At 70.0% G+C, this 23,827-nt stretch carries 23 protein-coding genes; 14 read left to right on the plus strand and 9 right to left on the minus strand.

Going from position 1 to position 23,827, the window contains the following annotated elements:
- The first annotated feature begins 13 nt into the window (after positions 1-13).
- Positions 14-478 (plus strand): CopD family protein, encoded by a 465-nt coding sequence (locus AC1DYD_RS02455; protein WP_478171155.1) that lies wholly within the window; start codon positions 14-16, stop codon positions 476-478.
- A gap of 12 nt (positions 479-490) precedes the next feature.
- Here AC1DYD_RS02455 and AC1DYD_RS02460 read toward each other — a convergent pair whose 3' ends face one another.
- The 4 genes from AC1DYD_RS02460 to AC1DYD_RS02475 all read right to left on the minus strand — a co-directional run bounded on the left by AC1DYD_RS02460 (position 491) and on the right by AC1DYD_RS02475 (position 5,735).
- Positions 491-1,381: a LysR family transcriptional regulator gene (locus AC1DYD_RS02460; RefSeq protein WP_478171156.1), complete on the minus strand. Its 891-nt coding sequence runs from the start codon at positions 1,379-1,381 to the stop codon at positions 491-493.
- A gap of 240 nt (positions 1,382-1,621) precedes the next feature.
- The gene (gene treF / locus AC1DYD_RS02465) at positions 1,622-3,292 is read right to left on the minus strand and encodes an alpha,alpha-trehalase TreF (RefSeq protein WP_478171157.1); all 1,671 of its coding nucleotides are present in this window, start codon (positions 3,290-3,292) and stop codon (positions 1,622-1,624) included.
- A complete protein-coding gene (locus AC1DYD_RS02470; protein WP_478171158.1) occupies positions 3,289-4,536 on the minus strand; it encodes a CaiB/BaiF CoA transferase family protein in 1,248 nt (415 codons plus the stop codon). Before AC1DYD_RS02470 ends, treF begins: the two co-directional genes overlap by 4 nt.
- Positions 4,536-5,735: an acyl-CoA dehydrogenase gene (locus AC1DYD_RS02475; RefSeq protein WP_478118562.1), complete on the minus strand. Its 1,200-nt coding sequence runs from the start codon at positions 5,733-5,735 to the stop codon at positions 4,536-4,538. The genes AC1DYD_RS02470 and AC1DYD_RS02475 overlap by 1 nt, the downstream gene beginning before the upstream one ends.
- Positions 5,736-5,908: 173 nt before the next feature.
- On the opposite strand from AC1DYD_RS02475, the gene AC1DYD_RS02480 reads away from it, so the two are divergent.
- Complete coding sequence (locus tag AC1DYD_RS02480) at positions 5,909-6,871, plus strand: LysR family transcriptional regulator (protein WP_478171159.1); 963 nt, start codon at positions 5,909-5,911, stop codon at positions 6,869-6,871.
- Here AC1DYD_RS02480 and AC1DYD_RS02485 read toward each other — a convergent pair.
- On the minus strand, positions 6,765-7,490 hold the full coding sequence (locus tag AC1DYD_RS02485) for a TetR/AcrR family transcriptional regulator (RefSeq protein WP_478171160.1): 726 nt from the start codon (positions 7,488-7,490) through the stop codon (positions 6,765-6,767). The two genes, AC1DYD_RS02480 and AC1DYD_RS02485, sit on opposite strands and share 107 nt — an antisense overlap.
- Positions 7,491-7,610: 120 nt before the next feature.
- On the opposite strand from AC1DYD_RS02485, the gene AC1DYD_RS02490 reads away from it, so the two are divergent.
- Entirely contained in the window at positions 7,611-7,979 is a 369-nt protein-coding gene (locus tag AC1DYD_RS02490) for a hypothetical protein (RefSeq protein WP_478171161.1), read from the plus strand.
- A gap of 248 nt (positions 7,980-8,227) precedes the next feature.
- On the opposite strand, the gene AC1DYD_RS02495 is transcribed toward AC1DYD_RS02490, so the two are convergent.
- Complete coding sequence (locus AC1DYD_RS02495; protein WP_478171162.1) at positions 8,228-8,875, minus strand: hypothetical protein; 648 nt, start codon at positions 8,873-8,875, stop codon at positions 8,228-8,230.
- 104 nt (positions 8,876-8,979) lie between these two features.
- Between AC1DYD_RS02495 and AC1DYD_RS02500 the strand changes: the two genes are divergently transcribed.
- The 3 genes from AC1DYD_RS02500 to AC1DYD_RS02510 all read left to right on the plus strand — a co-directional run bounded on the left by AC1DYD_RS02500 (position 8,980) and on the right by AC1DYD_RS02510 (position 11,281).
- Positions 8,980-10,398: an 8-oxoguanine deaminase gene (locus AC1DYD_RS02500; RefSeq protein WP_478171163.1), complete on the plus strand. Its 1,419-nt coding sequence runs from the start codon at positions 8,980-8,982 to the stop codon at positions 10,396-10,398.
- Between the two features lie 119 nt (positions 10,399-10,517).
- Positions 10,518-10,793 (plus strand): hypothetical protein, encoded by a 276-nt coding sequence (locus AC1DYD_RS02505; RefSeq protein WP_478171164.1) that lies wholly within the window; start codon positions 10,518-10,520, stop codon positions 10,791-10,793.
- Between the two features lie 89 nt (positions 10,794-10,882).
- Positions 10,883-11,281 (plus strand): phage holin family protein, encoded by a 399-nt coding sequence (locus tag AC1DYD_RS02510; protein WP_478171165.1) that lies wholly within the window; start codon positions 10,883-10,885, stop codon positions 11,279-11,281.
- 95 nt (positions 11,282-11,376) lie between these two features.
- Here AC1DYD_RS02510 and AC1DYD_RS02515 read toward each other — a convergent pair whose 3' ends face one another.
- Positions 11,377-13,395 carry an acetoacetate--CoA ligase gene (locus AC1DYD_RS02515; RefSeq protein WP_478171166.1) on the minus strand — a complete coding sequence of 673 codons (2,019 nt, stop codon included), beginning with the start codon at positions 13,393-13,395 and terminating at the stop codon, positions 11,377-11,379.
- Positions 13,396-13,493: 98 nt separating this feature from the next.
- Here AC1DYD_RS02515 and AC1DYD_RS02520 point away from each other — a divergent pair, with 98 nt between their 5' ends.
- The 8 genes from AC1DYD_RS02520 to AC1DYD_RS02555 all read left to right on the plus strand — a co-directional run bounded on the left by AC1DYD_RS02520 (position 13,494) and on the right by AC1DYD_RS02555 (position 21,632).
- A complete protein-coding gene (locus AC1DYD_RS02520) occupies positions 13,494-14,216 on the plus strand; it encodes a TetR/AcrR family transcriptional regulator (RefSeq protein WP_478171167.1) in 723 nt (240 codons plus the stop codon).
- On the plus strand, positions 14,213-15,157 hold the full coding sequence (locus tag AC1DYD_RS02525) for an ABC transporter substrate-binding protein (RefSeq protein ID WP_478171168.1): 945 nt from the start codon (positions 14,213-14,215) through the stop codon (positions 15,155-15,157). The genes AC1DYD_RS02520 and AC1DYD_RS02525 overlap by 4 nt, the downstream gene beginning before the upstream one ends.
- Positions 15,154-15,948, plus strand: coding sequence for an ABC transporter ATP-binding protein (locus tag AC1DYD_RS02530; protein ID WP_478171169.1), 795 nt, complete (start codon positions 15,154-15,156; stop codon positions 15,946-15,948). Before AC1DYD_RS02525 ends, AC1DYD_RS02530 begins: the two co-directional genes overlap by 4 nt.
- Complete coding sequence (locus AC1DYD_RS02535) at positions 15,941-16,798, plus strand: ABC transporter permease (RefSeq protein WP_478171170.1); 858 nt, start codon at positions 15,941-15,943, stop codon at positions 16,796-16,798. The genes AC1DYD_RS02530 and AC1DYD_RS02535 overlap by 8 nt, the downstream gene beginning before the upstream one ends.
- Positions 16,798-17,553 (plus strand): ABC transporter permease, encoded by a 756-nt coding sequence (locus AC1DYD_RS02540; protein ID WP_478171171.1) that lies wholly within the window; start codon positions 16,798-16,800, stop codon positions 17,551-17,553. The genes AC1DYD_RS02535 and AC1DYD_RS02540 overlap by 1 nt, the downstream gene beginning before the upstream one ends.
- Before the next feature lie 135 nt (positions 17,554-17,688).
- Entirely contained in the window at positions 17,689-18,495 is an 807-nt protein-coding gene (locus AC1DYD_RS02545; RefSeq protein WP_478171172.1) for a cyclase family protein, read from the plus strand.
- An 8-nt stretch (positions 18,496-18,503) separates the two neighbouring features.
- Positions 18,504-19,829 (plus strand): fumarylacetoacetase, encoded by a 1,326-nt coding sequence (fahA, locus tag AC1DYD_RS02550; protein ID WP_478171434.1) that lies wholly within the window; start codon positions 18,504-18,506, stop codon positions 19,827-19,829.
- 174 nt (positions 19,830-20,003) lie between these two features.
- The gene (locus AC1DYD_RS02555; RefSeq protein WP_478171173.1) at positions 20,004-21,632 is read left to right on the plus strand and encodes a mechanosensitive ion channel family protein; all 1,629 of its coding nucleotides are present in this window, start codon (positions 20,004-20,006) and stop codon (positions 21,630-21,632) included.
- A gap of 349 nt (positions 21,633-21,981) precedes the next feature.
- Here AC1DYD_RS02555 and AC1DYD_RS02560 read toward each other — a convergent pair whose 3' ends face one another.
- Positions 21,982-22,419: a MaoC family dehydratase gene (locus AC1DYD_RS02560; RefSeq protein WP_478171174.1), complete on the minus strand. Its 438-nt coding sequence runs from the start codon at positions 22,417-22,419 to the stop codon at positions 21,982-21,984.
- Positions 22,419-23,696, minus strand: coding sequence for a benzoyl-CoA 2,3-epoxidase subunit BoxA (gene boxA / locus AC1DYD_RS02565; RefSeq protein WP_478171175.1), 1,278 nt, complete (start codon positions 23,694-23,696; stop codon positions 22,419-22,421). The genes AC1DYD_RS02560 and boxA overlap by 1 nt, the downstream gene beginning before the upstream one ends.
- Between the last annotated feature and the right edge of the window lie 131 nt (positions 23,697-23,827).

The raw sequence follows: 23,827 nt of genomic DNA on the forward strand, positions 1-23,827 counted from the left end.
TCTACGCTACGTCATGCCTCTTCTTCCCGCCCTCCTGCTGTTCCTCCACCTGCTCGCCGCCGCCTTCTGGGTCGGCGGCATGGCGACGATGCACTTCGCGGTGCGTCCTGCCGCGGTCGCCTGCCTCGAGCCGCCGCTGCGCCTGCCCTTCATGGCGGCGGCGCTGTCGCGCTTCTTCGCCGGCGTCTCGGCCGCCATCGGCGTGCTGCTGGCGACCGGCCTGCTGCTGGTCTGGACGCGCGGCGGCTTCGCCCGGGTCCACTGGAGCGTGCATGCGATGCTGACGCTCGGGCTGGTGATGATGGCGCTGTTCCTTCACCTGCGCTTCGCGCCCTATCCGCGGCTGAAGCGCGCGGTCGCGGCGCGCGAATGGCCGGTGGCGGCGGCGAACCTGAACACGATTCGCAAGCTGGTCGGCGTGAACCTGGTGCTGGGCGTGATCGTGTTCGCGTTCGCCGTGGTCGGCCGCGCGCTGTGACCGCGTGTCAGCTCAGCGCTGGCTGAAGGTCTCCAGGATCCGCAGCACGCTCTCGGTCGCGCCATCCAGCGCCGCGCGCGGCCGATGCGCGATGCCCAGCCGGCGCACCAGCGTCGGCCGCAGCGGCAGCATGCGCATGCGCTCGTCGCTCGGGTTGTCGCTGGCCGGCAGCACGGGCAGCACCGCGGCACCGTAGCCCGCGGCCACCAGGCTGCGCATCGCGGCGTCGTAGTTGAGCTCGATGCGCGGCCGCGGCGCCTCGCCCGCGGCCGCGAACCACTGCGTCGTCAACCGGTACATGTGGGTGCTGCTGTCGTTGGCGATCAAGGGCTGCTGGGCCAGCCATTTCGGGGTCGCGCGCTGCGGCGCCTTCCACTTGCGCGGCACGAAGGCCATCATCGGCTGGTTGCGCCAGCGCGTCACCACGAGGTCGCGCAGCGGCGGCTGCGGCATCGCCACCAGGCCGATGTCGATCGTGCCCGTTGCGAGCCGCGCCATCGCGTCATTCGAGCCCAGGATGCTGACCTCGACATCGATGCCGGCATGGCTCTGCTCGAGGGCCTCGAGCACCTGCGGCAGCAGGTCGACCACGACGCCGGTCGAGGTGCCGAGCCGCACCCGGCCGACGCGGCCCTCGGCCTGGCGCCGCACCGCATCGACCGCCTCGTCGGCATCGCGCAACAGCTGGCGGGCGCGCTCGACCAGCACGGCGCCGGCGGCGGTCGGCGTGATCCGGCGGCTGCCCCGCACCACCAGCCGGGCGCCCAGGCGCGATTCGAGTTCGCTGATGTGCAGGCTGACCGTGGGTTGCGCGAGGTGCAGGGCCCGGGCCGCGGCCGAGAAGCTGCCGAGGTCGGCGATGGCCACCAGGGTGCGCAGTTGGTCGAGGTTGAGTTGCCGCATCAGGAAAGCTGATTGGAAGTGACAGGATTCTCAACTTCCACAATAGCACGCAGGCTTGCAAGATGGCTTTCCATTCAAGGAGCCACGCCATGCCGTCGACCCAGCCCGCCCTCGTCACCCGCCTGATCGACGGGGTTCGTGCGCTGCGTCGCTGCTGGCTGGACCAGCGCCAGCTGCGCTCGATGAGCGAGCTCGAGCTGCGCGACCTCGGCGTGGGCCGCAGCGAGATCCCCTGGTTGCTCAGCGATGCTGCGGCACCACCGCATGCGCGACGCAGCCGTGCGCCGTGTGCTGCGGATGCTCGGCCAGCAAGGCGGCCGTGACGCCGTTGGTCCAGCCGAAGCCGTCCTGCAGCGGGTACTCGCCGCCGGCGCCGCCTTCGGTTTCGTCCTGCTCGACCCGCCGCAGCGCATACTTCTCGACCAGCTTGCCCTCGCGCTCGTAGAGCGCGGCGACGGTGGCCAGCCAGCGCCTGGCGATGGTCCGCGACAGCGCCTCGTGGCCGTAGTCGGCCAGCCCGCGCACCGCCATCCATTGCAGCGCCGCCCAGCCGTTGGGCCGGTCCCATTGCTGGTCGCTGCCGCATTCGGTGGTCGCCAGGCCCCCGTGCGCCAGCATGCGCTGCGACAGGGTCTGGGCCAGTGCCTGCGCCTGGGCAGGTGTCGCGACGCCGACGAACAACGGCACGACGCTGGCTGCGGTCAGGCAGCTGCGGCGCGCGCCGAGACGCCAGTCGTGATCGAAGAAGGCGCCCTGCTGCGGATCCCAGAAAAGCGCGCCGATCGCGGCTTGGCGCGCCTCGGCCCGCTGCGCGTAGTGCTGCGCGGCGGCGGCGTCGCCGGCCTCCCCGCTCAGCACGGCGAGCATGCATTCGAGCTTGTGCAGGAAGGCATTGAGGTCCACAGGCAGGATGTCGGTGGTGCAGAGCGTCGCGAGCGATGGGGCGGTGGCGGCGCGCACATGGGCGCAGCGCGGAGATTCGGGCGGCGGCGGTGGCTCGCGCATCCAGCGGGTGCTGAAGTCCCAGCCCGACTCGCAGGCCGCGCGGATCTCGCGGTAGATCTCGTTCGAATCGCGCTCGCAGGCCTGCGCCGTGGCCACGTCCTCGATCCATGACTCCTCGCGCGGCGTATCGCGCGCGTCCCAGTAGCGATTGAGAAGCGCACCGCCGGGCAGCCTCACCACGCGCCGGTTCGCCTCGCCCGGCGCCAGGCCCTCGCTGCCCGCCATCCACCAGGCATGCTCGCGCCGCAGCTGCGGCAGGAAGTCGATGGCGTCAACCGCGCCGAACTGCTGCGCGAGCCCGACCATCAGCGCGAACACCGGCGGCTGCGAGCGGCCCAGGTAGTAGCTGCGCGTGCCGTTCGGCACATGGCCGTAGGTGTCGATCAGGTAGGCGAAGTTCTCCACCATGCCGCGCACCAGCGGCCGGTGGCCCTCGGCGCCCAGGCCCAGCAGCGTGAAGTAGGAGTCCCAATAGTAGAGCTCGCGAAAGCGTCCGCCCGGCACCAGGTAGGGATGGGGCAACTGCAGCAGCGAGCAGCGCGGCGGATGCGATCGGGGATGCCGCGTCAGCACCGGCCACAGGTCGCCGATGTGGGTCGCGATCGGCTGTCCGGGCACCGAAACGTAGTCGCTGGGCGCGGGCTCGGACAGTTCGAAGTTCGCCCGCACGAAGGCCGCGAGATCGAAGTCCGGCCGGCCGCGCTGCACCCGGTAGGCCGCCAGGATGGCGTCCGGGTCGCCGCGCGGCGCGCTGTCGACGAAGGTCTTGCTGTCGGCGAAGACGCGGCCCGACTGGACCGCGATGAACAGCTCCTGGTAGCGGTCCGCCGGCGTCAGCGAGTCGGGCGCAGGCGCGGCCGCCGCGCGCGTCGAGCGCTTCGCGGTGGAAGCGCCCGGCGCGGTCAAAGCACGCCTGCCTCTCGCAGTGCCGCGCGCTGGGCGGCGTCGACACCGAATTCGGCCAGCACCTCGTCGGTGTGCTGGCCCAGGGCCGGCGGCGCATGGCGCAGGACCGGCGGCGTGGAAGAAAGCCGCAGCGGGCTGGCCACGCCGACGATCTTGTCGATGCCGTCGCCGGCATCGCGCGGCAGGGTCACGGCCAGGCCCCGCGCCTTGACCTGGTCGTCGTCGAAGGCCTGGGCGATGTCGTTGATCGGGCCGCAGGGCACGGCCTTGTCTTCGAGCAGCGCGATCCATTGCGCCGTGCTGCGCGTGCGCGTCACGATCTCCATCTGCGGGATCAGGACCTCGCGGTGCTTGACGCGCAGCGTGTTGGTGGCGAAGCGCGGGTCGGTGGCCCACTCCGGATGGCCGGCGGCTTCGCAGAAGCGCGTGAACTGGCCGTTGTTGCCGATCGCCAGCAGCATCGCGCCGTCGGCGGTGCGGAAGTCCTGGTAGGGCGCCAGGCTCGGATGGCTGTTGCCCTGGCGCTGCGGCGCCACGCCGGTGTTGAGGAAGGCGCTGGCCTGGTTGGCGAGGATCGCCATGCCGACGTCGAGCAGCGCCATGTCGATGTGCTGGCCCTCGCCCGTGCGATGGCGCACTTCGAGCGCAGCCAGGATGGCGGTGCTGGCATAGACGCCGGTGAAGAGATCGGTCAGCGCCACGCCGACCCGCAGCGGGCCGCCGCCGGGCACGTCGTCGGGACGGCCGGTGATGCTCATCATGCCGGTGGTGGCCTGGATCATCAGGTCGTAGCCGGCGCGCATGGCATGCGGGCCGTCGTGGCCGAAGCCGGTCACGCTGCAGTAGATGAGGCGCGGATTGGCCGCGCGCAGGCTCTCGGGGTCGAGGCCGTACTGCTTGAGCCCGCCGGTCTTGAAGTTCTCGACCAGCACGTCGCTCTCGGCCGCCATGCGCTTCAGCAGCGCCTGGCCGTCGGGCGTGGCCATGTCGATCGTGACCGAGCGCTTGTTGCGGTTGCAGGCCGTGAAGTAGGTCGCCTGGTTGGTGTCGTGGCCGTCGGCGTCCTTGAGGAAGGGCGGGCCCCAGCTGCGGGTGTCGTCGCCGACGCCGGGCCGCTCGATCTTGACCACGTCGGCCCCCAGGTCCGCGAGGATCTGGGTGCACCACGGGCCCGCGAGCACGCGCGAGAGGTCGAGTACCTTGAGGCCCGCGAGGGCCCCCTGCGTGGCGGCGGCGGCTGTCATCAGTTGGCGAAGGCGGCGATGCCGGTCTGTGCGCGACCCAGGATCAGCGCATGGATGTCGTGCGTGCCTTCGTAGGTGTTCACGACTTCGAGATTGACCAGATGCCGTGCCACGCCGAACTCGTCGCTGATGCCGTTGCCGCCCATCATGTCGCGCGCCAGGCGCGCGATGTCGAGCGCCTTGCCGCAGGAGTTGCGCTTCAGCAGCGAAGTGACCTCGACCGAGGCGGTGCCCTCGTCCTTCATGCGGCCCAGGCGCAGGCAGCCTTGCAGGCCCAGCGTGATCTCGGTCTGCATGTCGGCCAGCTTCTTCTGGATCAGCTGGTTGGCCGCGAGCGGGCGGCCGAACTGCTTGCGATCGAGCGTGTACTGGCGGGCGCGGTGCCAGCAGTCTTCGGCGGCGCCGAGCGCGCCCCACGAGATGCCGTAGCGGGCGCTGTTGAGGCAAGTGAACGGGCCCTTCAGGCCCTGCACTTCGGGGAAGGCGTTCTCTTCGGGGCAGAACACGTTGTCCATCACGATCTCGCCGGTGATCGAGGCACGCAGGCCGACCTTGCCGTGGATCGCCGGGGCGCTCAGGCCTTTCGCGCCCTTCTCGAGCACGAAGCCGCGGATCGGGCCGACCGTGCCGCTCTCGCTGACTTCCTTGGCCCAGACGACGAAGACGTCGGCGATCGGGCTGTTGCTGATCCACATCTTGGCGCCGCTGAGCGAATAGCCGCCGGGCACCTTCTTGGCGCGCGTGACCATGCTGCCGGGGTCGGAGCCGTGGTCGGGCTCGGTCAGGCCGAAGCAGCCGATCCATTCACCGGTGGCAAGCTTGGGCAGGTACTTCTGCTTCTGCGCCTCGGTGCCGAATTCGTTGATCGGCACCATCACCAGCGAGCTCTGCACGCTGGCCATCGAACGGTAGCCGGAGTCGACGCGCTCGACTTCACGGGCGATCAGGCCATAGCAGACGTAGTTGAGGCCGGGACCACCGTACTGCTCGGGGATCGTCGGGCCCAGCAGGCCCAGGGCGCCCATCTCGCGAAAGATCGCCGGATCGGTCTCGCCGCTGCGAAAGCCTTCGATGACGCGCGGGGCGAGGCGCTCCTGGCAGTAGGCGTTGGCGGCATCGCGCACCATGCGCTCGTCGTCGGTGAGTTGCTGGTCGAGCAGAAGGGGGTCGTCCCATTGAAATGCGGCGTGCTTGGCCATGTGAGGTCTCCGTGGATGGATGCTGAGGTCGGCCCCGATCGTAAGCGCCGGGGAGAGGGAGCGCAAACGACGATTCCACACCCAGTTATGCGTTCGGCGCACTTCTAGGCACAATCACCCTACAGCCTTCCACTGGCACGCGCCGCACTTCAACTATGTAGGCACCGCATACCATGCGCCGAAAGATACCGTCCACCCAGGCCCTGATCTGCTTCGAGGCCGCCGCCCGCCACGAGAGCTACACGCGTGCTGCGCAGGAACTGGCCCTGACCCAGAGCGCGGTGTCACGGCAGATCACGGCGCTCGAGGGCTTCCTTGGCATGGCGCTGTTCCGACGCACGCGGCACGGCGTGGCGCTGACACCGGCCGGCGCCGACTATGCCCGCCAGATCGCGCGCCAACTCGACACCATGGAGCGCGACACGCTCGACGCCATGGCCCGGCAGGGCCTGGGCGGCTCGCTGCAGCTGGCGGCGGTGCCGACCTTCGCGACCCGATGGCTGATACCGCGGCTGCCCGACTTCGCGGCCCGGCATCCCGACATCACGGTGCACATCGAGACCCGTACCCGCCCCTTCCTGTTCACCGACACGCCCTTCGATGCCGCGCTCTATGCGGGCACGCCGGCGCAGACGGCCAACTGGGCCGGCACCCAGTCGACCGCGCTGTTCAACGAGGACGTGCTGCCGGTCTGCAGCCCGGCCCTGATCGCGCCGCGCGGGCAAGTCTCGCCGGCCGCGGTGGCGCGCCTGCCGCTGCTGCAGCAGAGCACCCGCCCCGAGGGCTGGCGCCAGTGGTTCGATGCCCAGCAGGTCGACGCGCCGCGCGCCCACAGCGGACCGCGCTACGAGCTGTTCTCGATGCTCGCCACCGCCGCCGCGCACGGGCTGGGGGTGGCGCTGATGCCGCGCATGCTGATCGAGGCCGAACTGGCGCGGGGCGAACTGGTGGTGGCCTGCGACCGGCCGCTGCGCGGCGAGCGAAGCTACTTCCTGGTGGCCCCGGCGGCGCAGGACGAACGGCCGGCGCTCAGGTTCTTTCGCGACTGGCTGCTCGCACAGGCGTCGGGCCCGGCGGCTCCTCCGCACGATGCGCCTTCGCCATCGCGTCGAGCCCCGCCAGCGCGTAGCGGATGAATTCGTCGGCCAGGCCCTCGCCCTGGGCCAGCGCCGGCAGCAGCCGGGCCGGAACCTCCTTGGGCGCCACCAGCATCACCAGGCAGGGCAGCACCGCGAACATCAGGCCGCGCTGCGTCGCCGGATGCTCCGGCGGCAGGCCCAGGACCTCGCCCACCAGCCCCAGCAGCACCCTGGACTTGGGCCGGATCGCCTGCTCGATCAGCGCCGGCACCGCATCCGAGGGCGTCATCACCTCGCGCAGCATGACCCGGAAGCCCCAGGGCGCCGCGCCGCGCGCGGCCAGGCCGATCAGGTGCGCCAGCACCGCGCGCAGCTTCTTCCTCGGGTCGTCCAGCCCGTGGGTCAGGGCCAGCAGATCGTCCAGCGCCATGATCTGGCGATGGGCCTCGATCAGCACGGCCTCGTACAACGCGTCGCGGCTGCCGAAGTGGTAGTTGACCGAGGCCATCGGGGTGCCGGCGCGCTCGCAGATCTCCTTGCTGGTGCCGTCGGCGAAGCCGCGCTCGGCGAACACCTGCCCGGCGGTCTCGAGCAACAGCGCGCGCGTGGCGTCGCCGTCGGGACGCGGCGAACGCGAGGCAGGCGCGGAGGACTTCTTCGGGGCGGGCGCAGGCATGCTCTGGAGGGATGGCCGAGGCGGCCTGAGTTTGAATTTAAATTCGGATTCGCAGGCGCCAGTCTACTTCAGCGCCTGCCGGATCGTCGATGATGGCCGCCTGAATCCCGCGGGGCGCGCATGACATTGGACTATCTGGATTTCGACTACAGCGAGGACACCGAAGGGGTCGGCGTCTTCGACGCGATGGCGAGCACCGGCGCGCAGCAGGTCGCGGCGGTGCACGCCGAGATCGTGCAGGTGCTGGCCTGGGCGCATACCGGCTTCGGCGAACCCGGGGCGCCGGTCGACGATGGCGGCGACTGGGACTACGACCTGCAGGGGACGCAGGAGATCAGCCTGTCCGAGACGATCGAATTCGACCCGGGCTCGGGGCGGCTTCGGGTGCAGGCCGGACCGCCCGGCGCGGCCCGGCACACGGTCAGTCTGTCGATCAGCGGAACAGCGGCGTTCTGCGCAGCCTTCCGGCAAGCCTTCGACCTCGGCTGATCTTCGGCCGTCCGGGCCCGAGCCGGCCGGCGCACCGCACAGGTGCGACCGCAAACTGACGCGACAACGCGGCCCTGTCCGATCGATCGGTTTCACCTCAGTGCTCCACCACGTGATCGCGTGACCCGCGACGCATGAAACCGGCGCAGCCAAATGCCAGGGATACCGCGGAACCGGCTTTGCCGGGCCGCCGGTATCGCCCCCCTGGAGGGGGGAGGCGCCGCAGGCGCTTCGGGGGGTGTTTCATTTCAGACCGTTTCGAGCTCCCTGAAGCAAGCCAGCATCGCGGTCAGGCCCGGCGCCTCGACCGGCCCTTGCCGCCAGTCCGGCGCTTCGTGGTCCATCTGGGCGCAAAGGTCGTCCCAGGCCTGCGCGAGCGCCGCCCATTCGGCCACGCCGGGTTCGGCGACGCGCTGCGCCAGCAAGGGCAGCGCATGTTGCAGCGCCGGCACCTGCTCGATCAGCAGCCGGCAGCGCCGGAACGCACCGGCATCACGCGGCAGTTGCGGGCCCGGGTGGCGATGGTGGCGCGGCCGCACGCCGGTCAGCAGCACGAACAGCGACAGGCTCGCCGGCCCCTGCTCGCCGGCCGCCAGCCAGCGCAGCGATTGCGGATCCAGCCGCAGCGCGGCACGCCCCAGTTGGGCGCGCATGCGCTCGATCGCGGCGGGCGTCTCGCGCAGCCGCAGCCGCGCCAGCGCCGCGGGGGTGCCGATCACCGCGTTCGCGTCCAGCATGCGCGCCAGGCCGGCGTGCAGCAATTCGGTGTCGTGGGCCTGCTTCACCAGGGCCAGGAACTCGGGCAGCGGCATGTGCCCATAGACCACCCGGCACCCTTCGCGCATCAGGATGCGATAGCCCGGCTCGCCGGTGGGAAGAATCGTCCGCGTGTCCACCCCAATCTATCGGCAGCGATGGCGCGCGGGAACAGGGGAAGATGGAAAAAAAGTCGGGCCCGCTGGGGCACACTGTGCCCCGGCCCCTCACACGGAACCCCTCCATGAACGCCCCCGCGACGCCCCCCCGCCCGCTGATCCTCCGGCACGCCGACGTGCTGGTCACCATGGACACCGCCCGGCGCGAGATCCCCGACGGCGCCGTGGTGACCGAAGGCCCCGCGGTCGCCTGGGTCGGCGCCACGGCCGAGCTGCCGGCGGTCTACGCCGAGGCGCTGGCGCGCGGCCGGGCCGAGGCGATCGACATGCGCGGCCACGTGGTGATGCCCGGCCTGGTCAACACCCATCACCACATGTACCAGAGCCTGACGCGCGCCGTACCGGAGGCGCAGGACGCCGAGCTGTTCGGCTGGCTCACGAGCCTGTATTTGCTGTGGGCCCGCATCACGCCCGAGATGATCCGGGTCTCGACCCAGACGGCGATGGCCGAGCTGATGCTGTCGGGCTGCACCACCACCAGCGACCACCTGTACCTGTTCCCGAACGGCTCCCGGCTCGACGACTCGATCGAGGCCGCCGACGCGATGGGCATGCGCTTCCATGCCGCCCGCGGCAGCATGAGCGTGGGCAAGAGCCTCGGCGGCCTGCCGCCCGACGAGGTGGTCGAAAGCGAAGAGGCGATCCTGCGCGACAGCGAGCGCCTGATCGGCCGCTGGCACGATCCCTCGCGCCACGCCATGCGCCGCATCGTGCTGGCCCCCTGCTCGCCGTTCTCGGTCTCGCGCGACCTGATGCGGCTGTCGGCCGAACTGGCGCGCGAGCGCGGCGTCTCGCTGCACACCCACCTGGCCGAGAACGACAACGACATCGCCTACTCGCGCGAGAAATTTGGCATGACGCCGGCCGAGTACGCCGAGGACCTGGGCTGGGTCGGCCGCGACGTCTGGCATGCGCACTGCGTCAAGCTCGACGCGGCCGGCATCGCGCTGTTCGGCCGCACCGGCACCGGCGTGGCGCACTGCCCCTGTTCGAACATGCGGCTGGCCTCGGGCATCGCGCCGATCGGCGCCATGCGCCGGGCCGGCGTGCCGGTGGGCCTCGGGGTCGACGGCAGCGCCTCGAACGACGGCGCCCATATGCTCGGCGAAGCGCGCCAGGCGATGCTGCTGCAGCGCGTGGGCTTCGGCCCGGCCGCGATGACCGCCCGGGAGGCGCTCGAGATTGCCACCCTGGGCGGCGCCCGCGTGCTCGGGCGCGACGACATCGGCGCGCTGGCCCCGGGCATGTCGGCCGACATTGTGGCTTTCGACCTGCGCGGCGTCGGGCACGCGGGCGCCGGCCACGACCCGGTGGCCGCACTGGTGTTCTGCCAGCCGGGCGCCGTCTCGCTGAACCTGGTCAACGGCCGCGTGCGGATCCGTGACGGCCGCTTCGCGGACCTGGCGCTCGCGCCCCTGCTGGCGCGTCACCGCGAACTGGCCCGCACGCTGTACGAACAGGCACGCCACCCGCATCTGAATTGACTGCCCCCTCGCTCACCGTTTTCCGTGATGGCGCAAGCGCGCATCTCTTTGTATCTTCGAGGGTTCCGCCCCGGCGGACCCAACGAACGAAGTCATCTGGAATTCTGGAAGAGTCAGACATGCAACCTGAGGTCGAGATCACGAAACGCGGAGACGGGAACTTCAACGCCTACGTCGGGATCGGGGACGGCACCCGGCGCTACGCGCGCGAGGGGCTGCCGTCGGTGGCCGACTGCCTGCAGGACGCGGCCGCCGCACTCGGCACCGAGTTCAGCTACGCCACCGTGATCTACGACCGCATGCGGATCGGCAGCTACCCGGTGGCCGTGCTGGAGCACCGCGCCTTCGAACTGGCCGACGAATTGCTGACCAAGCTGTCGAACCGTCGAGCCTGACGGAAACGCGTGCACGTTCACGTTTGCCGGCATGACCCTGCGGGCGGTCGATATGATCGGCCGCTCCAATCCGAACCGCGAGCCTCGACATGCTGAATTCCCTGGCGCCCTTCCTGCTGCACTGGGCCATCACCGCCCTCTCGCTCTGGGTCGCGAGCTACATCTTCCGCGGGCTCAAGTTCGAGAGCACCGGCTCGCTGGTGATCTCCGCGCTGCTGCTGGGTTTCGCCAACGCGGTGGTCAAGCCGCTGCTGATCATCCTGACCCTGCCGCTGACGCTGCTGACCTTCGGCCTGTTCCTGCTGGTGATCAATGCGCTGATGATCCTGCTGGTGTCGGCGCTGGTGCGTGGCTTCAAGGTGTCCGGCTTCTGGACCGCGATGTTTGCGAGCATCTTCATCTCGCTGCTGAGCGTCTTCCTCGGCGCGCTGGTCGACACCAGCGGCCCCGATGCGATCCAGCTGCCGTCCACAGGTAACTGGCTCTGACCTCCCACGGCCGCGCGCAGCGCGCCTGTTCGTGGGCAGTCGCGGAACCGGCTTCGCCGGGCCGCGGACTGCGCCCCCGGCAGGGGGTGGGAGGGCTACACGAAGTGAGCCCGACCTGGGGGCGAGCCTTTGAAAGCGACGAACCAGTCCAGGCTGCCTGGATTGGCCATCGCCTCGCGGTTCACGACCTTGTCGATCGGCTGGCCGAGCAGCAGCTTCTTGATCGGCAGCTCCTGCTTCTTGCCGGAGAGCGTGCGCGGAATCTCCGCCACCTGGAAGATGTCGTTGGGCACGAAGCGCGGCGACAGCGAGGTCTTGATCGCCTGGTTGATCTTCGCGCGCATCGCGTCGTCGAGCGCAACGCCTTCGCGCAGCACCACGAACAGCGGCATGTAGCTCTCGCGGCCGAGGTATTCGAGATCGACCACCATCGAGTCGAGCACCTCGGGCAGGCCCTCGACCGCGGTGTAGATCTCGCTGGTGCCCATGCGCAGCCCCTGGCGATTGATGGTGGCGTCGCTGCGGCCGTAGATGATGCAGCCGCCGTCCTCGCCGATCTTGATCCAGTCGCCGTGGCGCCAGACGCCCGGGTAGGTGTCGAAGTAGCTCGATAGATAGCGCGCGTTGCCCGCGTCGCCCCAGAAGTACAACGGCATCGAGGGAATGGGCTGGACGCAGACCAGCTCGCCCACTTCGCCGATCACGGGCTGGCCGGCTTCGTTCCAGGCTTCGACCGCGGCGCCCAGGAAGCGGCACTGCATCTGGCCCGGGACTTCGGGCAGCTCGCGGTTGCCGCCGACGAAGGCGCCGCAGAAGTCCGTGCCGCCCGAGATGTTGTACCACCACACCGCCGGCGAACCCGCAGCGAGCACCTGCGCCGTGCCCCAGCGTTGCACCTCTTCGGGCAGCGGCGAGCCGGTGCTCCCGAGCGCCCTGACCCGCGACAGGTCGCCGCACGCCTTCGCGTCCAGCCCCGACTTCATGCAGTGGGTGAAATAGGCCGCGCCGGCGCCGAAGAAAGTCACCTCGTGCCGGGCGACGAAGCGCCACAGCACGCCCCAGTCGGGCTGCTCCTTGCTGCCGGCCGGATGGCCGTCGTAGATGCAGAGGGTCGAGCCGAAAGCCAGGCCCGAGAGCTGCGAGTTCCACATGACCCAGCCGGTCGAGCTGTACCAGTGATAGCGCTCGCCGTGGTTGTTGGCGCTGTAGCTCGGCCCCAGGTCGTGGTGCAGGCCGCAGGCATACAGGTTGACGATGATGCCGCCCTGGCCATGCACGATGGGCTTGGGCAGGCCGGTGGTGCCGCTCGAATAGACGATCCAGATCGGATGCTCGAACGGCAGCCACTCGGGCTCGAAGGCGGCGGTCGCGGCATCGTCGCGGGCCACCGCCTTCCTCCATTCGGCGTCGGCCGGGATCTGCGTCGCCGCGAAGGGGGTGCGCACCAGCACGAGCCTGCGCACGCTCGGCAGCGCGGCGCGCAATTCCTGCACCACGGCGCTGCGGTCCAGCGGCTTGCCGCCGTAGTGGATGCCGTCGATCGCGACCAGCACCTTCGGCTCGATCTGCCGGAAGCGATCGACCACCGCGACCGTTCCCATGTCCGGCGCGCACACGCTCCACACGGCGCCGATGCTCGAGCAGGCGAGAAAGGCGATCAGCGCCTCCGGCACGTTGGGCAGGTACGCCGCCACGCGATCGCCGCGCTCGACGCCCAGTTCGCGCAGCGCCAGCGCGAAGGCGGCGACCTGCCGGCGCAATTCGGGCCACGACATCTCGCGCACGTCGCCGAGCTCGTTCTCGCTGATCACCGCCGGCATGCCGGCCGCGTGCGCGGCATCGACATGCCGGAACACTTCGCGCGCATAGTTCACCTGGGCGCCGGGGAACCAGCGCGTGCCGGGCATGTGCCGGTCGGTGATCACGTCGCTCGCCGGCGTGGGCGACTGCATGCCGAAGAAGTCCCAGATGCTCTGCCAGAAGGCCGGCAGGTCGGTGACCGACCAGCGCCACAGCGCATCGTAGCTGTCGAAGGCCAGGCCGCGCGTGTCGCGCAACCAGTTCTGGTAGAGGCGGATCCGGGGAACGAAGGGGGCGGGTGTCGTGGGTTTCACCCTTCCAGCCTAACGCCGCCGGTACCCGGACATCAATTCGGGTTAGCACAGGGTTTGTACGAGTGTTCAATAAGTTTGTACGCTCGTTCAATAGCGCCATGGTCCAACGCACCGCACCCGTTCGCCGATCGCCTCGCCGCAGCGCCGCGGCGGCCGAGGACGCGCGGCCCGATCGTCGGCAGGCGATCCTGCTGGCGGCGGAAAAGCTGTTCGCCCAGCACGGCTACCACGTGGTGTCGATCCGCCAGATCGCCGACGAGGCCGGCGTGCCGCTGGCGCTGGTGGGCTACTACTTCGGGCCCAAGCACGAACTCTTCCACGCGATCTTCGCGCACTGGAGCCACACCATCGAGGAGCGGCTCGAGGGCCTGCGCGCGGTGCGCAACGACCCGGCCGATCCGCGCACGCTGCCGCGCATCATCGAGGCCTTCACGGGCCCGGTGCTGGCCCTGCGCGCCAGCGCCGAAGGCGAGTACTACGCCCTGCTGGTGGCGCGCGAGCTTTACCACGCGACCGAGGAAGCCGACCGTGTGCTGCGCGGCTACTTCGACCCGCTGGCCGAGGCCTACATCGACGCCCTGCACATCGCGCTGCCGCACGCGACGCGCGGCCAGGTCGCCTGGGGCTACCAGTTCGCGCTGGGCGCTCTGCTGCACCACCTCAACGACAGCCGCATCGAACGGCTGTCGCACGGCGAAAACCGGCGCGCCGACCCGGCCGCCGCGCCGATGCTCGTGAGCTTCATCGTCGGCGGCCTGCGCGCCGCGCTGCCGCGACCCCGGACCCCGCAGAAGAAAACCCACCCCAGGAGACAGACATGATGAAACGACGCAGCCTGCTGTCGGCGCTCGGCGCCGCCGGCCTCGGCGCCGCCCTGCCCGCCCGCGCCCAAGCCGCCACCCGGATCGTGTTCGGCTACACCGCCGTGACCGACTTCGCCTCGGTCTTCGTGGCCGCCGAAGAGGGCTGCTTCAAGAAGCGCAACCTCGACGTCGAGCTCAAGTTCATTCCGCTGAACTCGACCATTCCGGCCGCCCTGCAGTCGGACTCGCTGCAGATCGGCGGGCCGACGCCATCGGTGTTCCTGCAGGCGGTCGATGGCGGGCTCGACCTGGTGGTCGTGTCCGGCGGCGGCCTGACCTCCAAGACCATCACCGGCTTCGGACTGGTGGCGCGGGCGGGCTCGGGCATCAAGACCGCGCAGGACTGCGTGGGCAAGAAGATCGGCGTGCCCGGCCTCGGCGCCTTCCTGCACGTGACCTTCCGCGCCTACCTGAAGGACAACGGCGTCGACTACCGCAAGGTGAACTTCGTCGAGGCCGCCTTTCCGCAGCACGGCGATCTGCTGCGCGGCGGCTCGGTCGACGCGGTGGTGTCGGCCGATCCGTTCATGAGCCGCATCACCGACAGCGGCGCCGGCTACGTGGCCTCGTACTACTCGACCTTCCTGCCCGAAGGCAACCAGACCATCGTCCACGCCGCCAAGCGCGAGTGGGTACAGCAGAACGCCGCCGCCGCACGCGGCTTCCGCGAGGCGGTGCAGGAGGGCGCGGCCTTCATGCAGCAGCCGAAGAACGATGCCCGGGTCCGCGCCAGCATCGGCAAGTACATCAAGCTGCCGCCGGAGGTGCTGGCCAAGGTGCAGATCTCTCCGCCCGGCGCCCTGGTGAGCGAAAAGCAGCTCGCCTACTGGGTCGGGCTCATGAAGGACCAGGAGATGCTGAAAACCCCGATCGACGTCGCGAAGCTGGTCGTGAAGTGAACGCCCGCGACATCCAGCCCGCGGACGTCCTCTGCGTCGACCGCGTCGCCATCCGCTACGACGGCCGCGAGGTGCTGTCGCCGACCTCCTTCGCGGTGGCGCGCGGCGAGTTCGTGTGCATCGTCGGCCCCAGCGGCTGCGGCAAGACCACCCTGCTGCGCGCCGCCAGCGGGCTGGTCGCGGCCAGCGCCGGCGAGGTGCGGCGCCACGGCCTGCCGATGACCGGCCCGTCGCGCGAAGTCGCCTTCGTGTTCCAGGACTACGGCCGCGCCCTGCTGCCCTGGCGCACGGTGGAGGGCAACGTCAGCCTGGCACTGGAAGCCGCCGGCGTACCCGCGGGCCTGCGGCCGCCGCGCATCGCCGAGGCGCTGGCCAAGGTCGGCCTCGCGCGCCATGCAGCCAAGTTCCCGACGCAGCTGTCGGGCGGCATGCAGCAGCGGGCCCAGATCGCGCGCTGCCTGGCGCAGAAGCCCGAGCTGATGATGATGGACGAGCCCTTCGGCGCGCTGGACGCGCTGACGCGCCAGGGCCTGCAGGACGAGCTGGCCCGGCTGGTGCGAGAGGACGGCCTCACTGTGCTCTTCGTCACCCACGATCTCGAAGAAGCGATCTATCTCGGCGACCGCGTGATCGCGCTGCAGGCCGACCCCGGACCGGGACGGCCCAGCTTGGCGCGGATGATCGAGGTCGACATCCCGCGCCCGCGCGACCAACTCACGACCAAGGAACACCCCGAGTTCCTGCGGCTGCGCCGCGAGCTGTTCGCCTTCATCGCGCAGAGCCATGACTGAGAGGCCCCCACGCTCGTCACTGCGTGTACGCGCTGCCCCCCGAGGGGGCGCAGGTCGGCATGGGGCGGCCCGGCGCCGGCCTGAACGCCGCAGCCTCGGCGCCCTGCTGCGGCCCTGGGTGCTGCCGGCCCTGCTGCTCAGCGCCTTCGAGTGGTATGCGCGCCGCGCCGCCGCCTTGGGCAGCGATGCGCTGGCGCCGCCGAGCGCCGCGGCACGGGCCTTCGCGGCTGCAGCCGTCGACGGCTCGCTGTGGCAGGCCACCGCCTTCACGCTCGGCACCGCGGCGCTCGGCTTGCTGCTCGGCGCCGTGCTCGGCATCGGCGGCGGCATCGTGCTCGGGCTCTCGCGCCGCGCCGCCGATCTGGGCCTGCTGTCGATCGAGGTGCTGCGCCCGGTGCCGTCGGTGGCGCTGATTCCGCTGGCGATGCTGATGTTCGGCTTCGGCGTGCGCATGGAGCTCGCAATCGTCGCCTTCGCCACCTTCTGGCCGATCCTGATCCTGGTGCAGGCGGCGGTGCGGCAGGTCGACCCTCGGCTGCTCGAAGTCAGCCGGGTGCTGGGCCTGTCGCGCCGCGACCGGGCCTTCAAGATCGTGCTGCCGGCGATCATGCCGCGCCTGTTCGTGGCGCTGCGCCTGGGCGTGGCGGTGGCGCTGGTGGTGGCGGTGACGGTCGAGATCGCGGCCAATCCCAACGGCATGGGCTACGCGATGATGATCGCGCAGCAGAGCTTCGACCCGGCGCTGATGCTGGCCTGGCTGGGCTGGATCGGCATCGTCGGCTATGCGATCAACGCCGCGATGCAGCGGCTGCAGCAGCGCGTGGCGCGGCGCATGGGAGCTGCAACGTGATGAACGCCCGTCTGGGAAGCTGGCTCGGCTCGGCTGGCGTGCTCGCGGCGCTGGTCGCGCTGTGGTGGGCCGCGAGCCATGCCGGCTGGGTCAGCCGCGTGTTCCTGCCGACCCCCGAAGCCACGCTCGCGGGCCTGGCCGAAGGCCTGCGCGGCGACCTGCTCGGCTACACGCTGGCGACCGTGCGCCGGATGCTCGAAGGCTGGCTGCTGGCGTCGGTCTTCGGCGTCGTGCTCGGTGCCGCCATCGGCGTCTCGCCGGCGGTGCGCGCATGGGTGCAGCCGACGCTCGAATTCATCCGTCCGCTGCCGGCCTCGGCGCTGCTGCCGCTGGCGATCTCGATCTTCGGCCTGAACCCCGGCATGGTGCTGTTCGTGGTCGCCTTCGGCGCCATGTGGCCGGTGCTGCTGGCGACCGTGCACGGCTTCGCGGCCGTCGAGCCGCGGCTGGCCGAGGTGGCGCGCTGCCTGCAGCTGCCGCGCGCCGCCTTCGTCTGGAAGATCGGTTTGCCGAATGCGCTGCCCGACATCCTGGCCGGCATGCGCCTGTCGATGACGATCTCGCTGATCGTCGCCGTGGTCGGCGAAATGATCGCCTCGCAGAGCGGTCTCGGCCAGGCCATCCTGCTCGCGGCGCGCGCCTTCCGCGCCAGCGACCTGTTCGCCGGCATCGCGCTGCTGGGCCTGATCGGCTTTGCCAGCAACGCGCTGCTGGCATTCGCGGAAAAGAAATTGTTGCGCTGGCAGCACCCGTGAGACCTTGCGGGACAGACCAAGAAATGGCGCAGCCATTTTTGCTCTGTCCTCAACTGATTGAAACCTTGCGGGACAGACCAAGAAACTGCGCAGCAGTTTTTGCTCTGTCCCCAACTGACTAAAAGGAGCCCCACCATGACCCGCAAGTTCGTCGACCTGTCCATCTTTCTCGAAAACGACGTGATGTCCGACCCGCCGGCTTTCGCGCCGAAGATCCAGTACTTCACGCACGCGCAGACCTACGAGCAGATCGAACCCTTCTTCCCGGGCCTTCAGCGCGAGGACCTGCCCGACGGCGAGGGCTGGGCCGTCGAGCTGGTGCAGCTGTCGACCCATAACGGCACGCACCTCGATGCGCCCTATCACTTCCATTCGACGATGGACAAGGCGCTGGGCGACAAGAAGCCCGCGATCGCGATCCACGAGGTGCCGCTCGAGTGGTGCTTCCAGCCTGCCGTGAAGCTCGACTTCCGCCACTTCGAGGATGGCTACGTGGTGACGGCCGACGACGTCGAGGCCGAGCTCAAGCGCATCCGACACACGCTCAAGCCGCTCGAGATCGTGGTAGTCAACACGCGCGCCGGCTCGCGCTACGGCCACAACGACTACGTGTCGGCCGGCGCCGGCATGGGCTACGAGGCGACGATGTACCTGCTGGAGCGCGGCGTGCGGCTCACCGGCACCGACGCCTGGAGCTGGGATGCGCCTTTCGTGCACACCGCCAAGAAGTACGGCGAGACCCACGACGCCTCGCTGATCTGGGAAGGCCACAAGGCCGGCCGCGACATCGGCTACTGCCACATCGAGAAGCTGCACAACCTCGAGGTGCTGCCGCCCGACGGCTTCTTCATCAGCTGCTTCCCGCACAAGATCCGCGGCGCCTCGGCCGGCTGGACGCGCGCGGTCGCGATCTTCGACGACGCCCTGATGGCCAGCGCGTGAGCACCGCGATGCCGCTCGATCACACGCACGACCCCGCCGCCCGCAGCTGGCTCGCCTCGGCCCAGGCCGGGGGCTGCGATTTTCCGATCCAGAACCTGCCCTTTGCGGTGTTTCGCGGCGCGGGCAGCGGCGAGGCCTTTCGCGGCGGCGTCGCGATCGGCGACCAGGTCGTCGACCTGGCGGCGCTGGCCGACGCGCGGCTCCTCGAAGGCCCGGCGCTGCAGGCCGCGCGCGCCTGTGCGCAGCCGGTGCTCAACGACTTCTTCGCGCTCGGCCCCGCGGCCTGGCGCACGCTGCGGCATGCGCTGTTCGCGGCGCTGAAGGAAGGCGCTGCCGCCGCCACCGCCGATGCGATGCGCGCCTGCCTGCGACCCCAGTCGGCGATCGAGTTCGCGCTGCCGGCGCGCATCGGCGACTACACCGACTTCTACACCTCGATCGACCACGCGCTGAACATCGGCCGCCTGCTCAAGCCCGAGGACCCGATCACGCCGAACTTCCAGTGGATCCCGATCGCCTACCACGGACGGGTGTCGACCCTCGGCGTCAGCGGACAACGGTTCCACCGTCCGATGGGGCAAACGATGGCGCCGGGCGCCAAAGCGCCGAGCTACGGCCCTTGCGCGCGGCTCGACTACGAGCTCGAGCTCGGCATCTACATCGGCCAGGGCAACGCGGCCGGCGAAGCGATTCCGCTCGAGCGCGCCGAAGAACATGTCTTCGGCATCTGTCTGCTGAACGACTGGTCGGCGCGCGACATCCAGTTCTGGGAGATGGCGCCGCTCGGGCCCTTCCTGGCGAAGAACTTCGCCACCACGGTGTCGCCCTGGATCGTCACGATGGATGCGCTGGCGCCGTACCGCGCCGCATGGACGCGGCCGGCCGATCACCCGCAGCCGCTGCCGTACCTCGAAGGCCGGGCCAACCGGGAGGGCGGCGCGATCGACATCCGGCTCGAGGTCTGGCTCGAGAGCCAGCGCGACCGCGACCAGGGTCTCGGCCCGACCCGCCTGTCGGGGACCAGCTTCCGCCACCAGTACTGGAGCGTCGCCCAGATGGTCGCGCACCACACCGTCGGCGGCTGCAGCCTGAACCCGGGCGACCTGTTCGGCAGCGGCACCATCTCCGGTCCGGGTCCAGGCGAAGCCGGCGCCATGATCGAGTTGACGCGCGGCGGCCAGGCGCCGATCACGCTTGCGAACGGCGACCCGCGCGGCTTCCTGCAGGACGGCGACGCCGTCATGCTGCGCGGCTGGTGCGAGAAGCCGGGCGCGGCGCGGATCGGCTTCGGCGAAAGCCGCGGCACGGTGCTGCCGTGCCGCGTGCCGGGCTGAGGCCGCGCGCCTTGTCTGCGCCCGCCGATCGTGGTGTACTTTCCGGTGGCCGCACCTGAAAGGAACACCCATGGACGACTGTCGAAAGCTTGCACCGGGGCAGGCGCCCCTCCCTCCGGATGGCCGCCGGTGTGCGGCGCGGTCGGCCGCTGGCGCCTGATGCGGCAGCCCGGGATGGTGCTCTTTCGATTCGTCCGCATTTTCGTGCTTCTCGGGATGGCCCTGCGCCGGGGGCCTTGGCTGCTGGCCTTGCTGCTGTGCGCGGCCGGCGGCGCGGGCGCCCAGGAGGCCCCCTCCACCGGCGCCACGCTGAAGGTCTGGAACCGCACGGTCTTCGTCTTCCGGGTGCCGATGTTCGGCCTCTCGCCGCAACAGCGCGCCAGCCGGGCAGCCGAGCGCATCGGCGACATTCCGCTGACCAGCCTGGGTGCCCCGGTCGAGGTCGCGAGCTTCGCGCACGAAGGCGTGCCGGGCTACGCGGTGATGCTCGACGGCGGGACGCTGTTCGCCGTCTTCGCCAGCGACCTGGAGCCCGGCGATCCGGCGCTGGCGCAGGTGGCTGCGCAGGCCGCCTCGCGGCTGCACCAGGCACTGCTGGCGCGCCAGGCGCAAAGCAGCGGGCGCCAGTTCGCGGCCTCGCTCGGCTGGATTGCGCTCGCCACGCTGGCGCTCTTCGCCGTGCTGATCGGGCTGCAGCACCTGGCCCGCGCCATCGGGGCCCGCACCCGCGGGCTGCGCGAGCGTGCGGCGTCCCGGCCGCTGTTCAACGCCCGCCGCATCGCGGTCTCGGTGCTGGGCTATGCGATCCAGTGGTTCAAGATCGCGCTGATGGGGATGGCGGCGTATGTGTGGCTGGCCTATGTGCTGACCCGCTTCCCCTACACCGCCCCCTGGGGCGAGACACTCGACACTTCGCTGATCTCCGTGGCCTCGCAGGTCGCGGTCACGGTGCTGCACGCGCTGCCCGACCTGGCGATGGTCGCCCTGATCTTCCTGCTGGCGCACCTTGGCGTTCGCGGCCTGCACACGCTTTTCAACGCCGCGCACGCCAGCGGCGTGAAGGTGGCGGCGCTGCAGAGCGACACCATCGGCGCCACGCGCCGGTTGACGGTGGTGCTGGTGTGGCTGTTCGCCGCGGTGGTGGCCTATCCCTTCATCCCCGGCTCCGACTCCAATGCGTTCAAGGGCCTGAGCGTGTTCTTCGGCGTGCTGGTGACGCTCGGGTCGTCCGGCGTCGTGTCGCAGATCATGTCGGGCTTCGTGCTGATCTATTCGCGTGCGCTGCGGCCCGGCGACTACGTGCAGATCGGCGAATCCGAGGGCTACGTGGTCGAGCTCGGCACGCTCTCGACCAAGCTGCGCAACCGGCTCGACCAGGAGGTGACGCTGCCCAACTCGGTGGTGGTCGGGACGCGCATCCTCAATTCGAGCGACACCACCAAGACCAGCGGCGGCGGCATCGCGTTGTCGACCTCGGTCACGATCGGCTACGACAGCCCCTGGCGCCAGGTGCACGCCATGCTCATGATGGCCGCCGGCCGCACGCCCGACCTGCTCAGCGAGCCGCCACCGACGGTGCGGCAGGTGCGGCTGCAGGACTTCTACCCCGAATACGAGCTCAACGTCTTCATGCGCGCGGGCGCGCCCAAGTACGACGTGCTCAGCGTCCTGCACGGCCACATCCAGGATGTGTTCAACGAGTACGGCGTGCAGATCATGTCGCCGAACTTCGTGCTGCAGCCGGCCACGCCGGTGCTGGTGACCAAGGAGGACTTGCGGGCGGCGCCGGCCGCGGCGGACTGAAATGAAACACCCCCCGAAGCGCCTGCGGCGCCTCCCCCCTCAAGGGGGGCGATACCGGCGGCCCGGCAAAGCCGGTTCCGCGGTATCCCTGGTATCGAACTGCGCCGGTTTCATGCGTCGTGGGTCGCGCCAGGCGCGGTGGAGCCGCTAGGATGAAACACCCCCCGAAGCGCCTGCGGCGCCTCGAGTCGCTGCCAGAGGCAGCGGCTCTTCGGGTCCGTCCAAGCCTGCGCAGGCAGGCTTGGAGCCGCGGACCTCAGCCCCCTCAAGGGGGGCGATACCGGCGGCCCGGCAAAGCCGGTTCCGCGGTATCCCTGGCATTGAGACGGAAACGGCGCTGATCCCGTCTTCAAGCCGCCAGCCTGAACAGGCTGGTCGCCTCGAGGTCGAGCACCGGTAGTTCGCGCTGGCTGAAGAGCCGCCAGCGCCAGCGCAGGATGCCAAGGTGCGGCCTCTTCTCCGAGCGGCGCACTTCGATGACGTCGGCCACCAGCCGCAAGATGTCGCCCGGGCGCACCGGGTTCGGCCACTTGAGGAAGGCCAGGCCCGGCGAGGCGAAGGATTCGGAGCCCGCCAGCGCGGCATCGGCGACCAGGCGCATCGCGATCGCGCTGGTGTGCCAGCCACTCGCGATCAGGCCGCCGAAGGGGCCTTCGGCCGCCGCATCGGCATCGGTGTGGAACCACTGCGGGTCGTAGGCCCGCGCGAACTGAAGCACCTCCGCCTCGGTCACGAGGTAGGGGCCGGCCTCGATGACCTGTCCCTCGTGGAAGTCGGCGAATTTCATCAGTAGGTTTCGAGGTGCAGCCGCCCCTCGCGCTTGAGGCTCGCACCGACCGTGTCCCAGTCGAGCCCGGCATCGGTCGCGACGTCTCGCAGCGCCAGCACGACGCCCTCTTCCATGCTCTTGAGGCCGCAGACATAGAAATGGGTCTGACCGTCCTTCAGCAACTCGGCCAGGTCGGCGGCGCGCTCGCGCATCAGGTCCTGCACGTAGCGCTTGGGGCTTCCCGGCGTGCGCGAGAAAGCGAAGTTGATGTCGATGAAATCCTTCGGCAAGGTCTGCAGCGGGCCGAAGTACGGCAGCTCCTGCTGCGTGCGGGCGCCGAAGAACAGCATCAGCTTGCCGCTCTCGAACTTGCCGCTCTTGCGCAGCCGCCGGCGCCATTCGGTCATCGCGCGCATCGGCGCGCTGCCGGTGCCGGTGCAGATCATCACGATGTGCGACTTCGGATGGTTCGGCATCAGGAACGAGGTGCCGAAGGGCCCGATCACCTGCACCTTGTCGCCGACCTTGAGGTCGCACACATAGTTGCTGGCCACGCCGCGCACCGGTTTGCCCTGGTGGTCCTCCAGCACGCGCTTCACGGTCAGCGAGATGTTGTTGTAGCCGGGCCGCTCGCCGTTGCGCGGGCTGGCAATCGAATACTGGCGCGCGAAATGCGCCTTGCCGTTGGCATCGGTGCCGGGCGGAATGATGCCGATCGACTGGCCCTCGAGCACCGGGAACGGCATCGCGCCGAAGTCGAGCACGATGTGGTGGGTCTGGTTCTCGTAGCCGGCCTCGGTGCAGTTGAAGTTGCCGACCACGGTGGCCGTGGTCGGGTTCTTCGGCGGATGCAGGTTGGTGTACGCATGGGCCGCCGACCAGGGCGGCACAGTGGCGCCGTACTGGGCCGAATTGAAGACCACTTCGCCGGGCGCGGCGGGCGGCTGCGGCGACGCGGCCGGCACTTGCATCAGCGCCTCCTGTGGCGCGCCCACGCCTTCGGCCTCGAGCTGCTCGGGCGTGAGTTCGGCCGGCAACTCGTCCCAGGTGAATTGCTCCTCGATCGAATAGGCGCGCACCAGGGGCATGGTGCGCCAGTTGTCGATCGAGCCGGTCGGGCACGGCGAGATGCAGGCCATGCAGCTGTTGCAGACATCGGCGCGCACGACGTAGTTGCGCTCGTCATGCGTGATCGCATTGACCGGGCAGATCGCCTCGCAGGTGTTGCACCGAATGCAGATCTCGGGGTCGATCAGGTGCTGCCTGATGACGTTGATATCGACCGCCATATCCATGTGTATCTCCTCTATCGCCCCGACGGCCAATCACCGCTCAACACCTTTGTACGCCCCGGCCGCGCAAAGCGCAGGCCCCTTCGTGAAACACCGCGGAACTGGCTTTGCCAGGCCGCTGGTGTTGCCCCCGG

Source organism: Variovorax sp. P4_B11, from assembly GCF_056402355.1.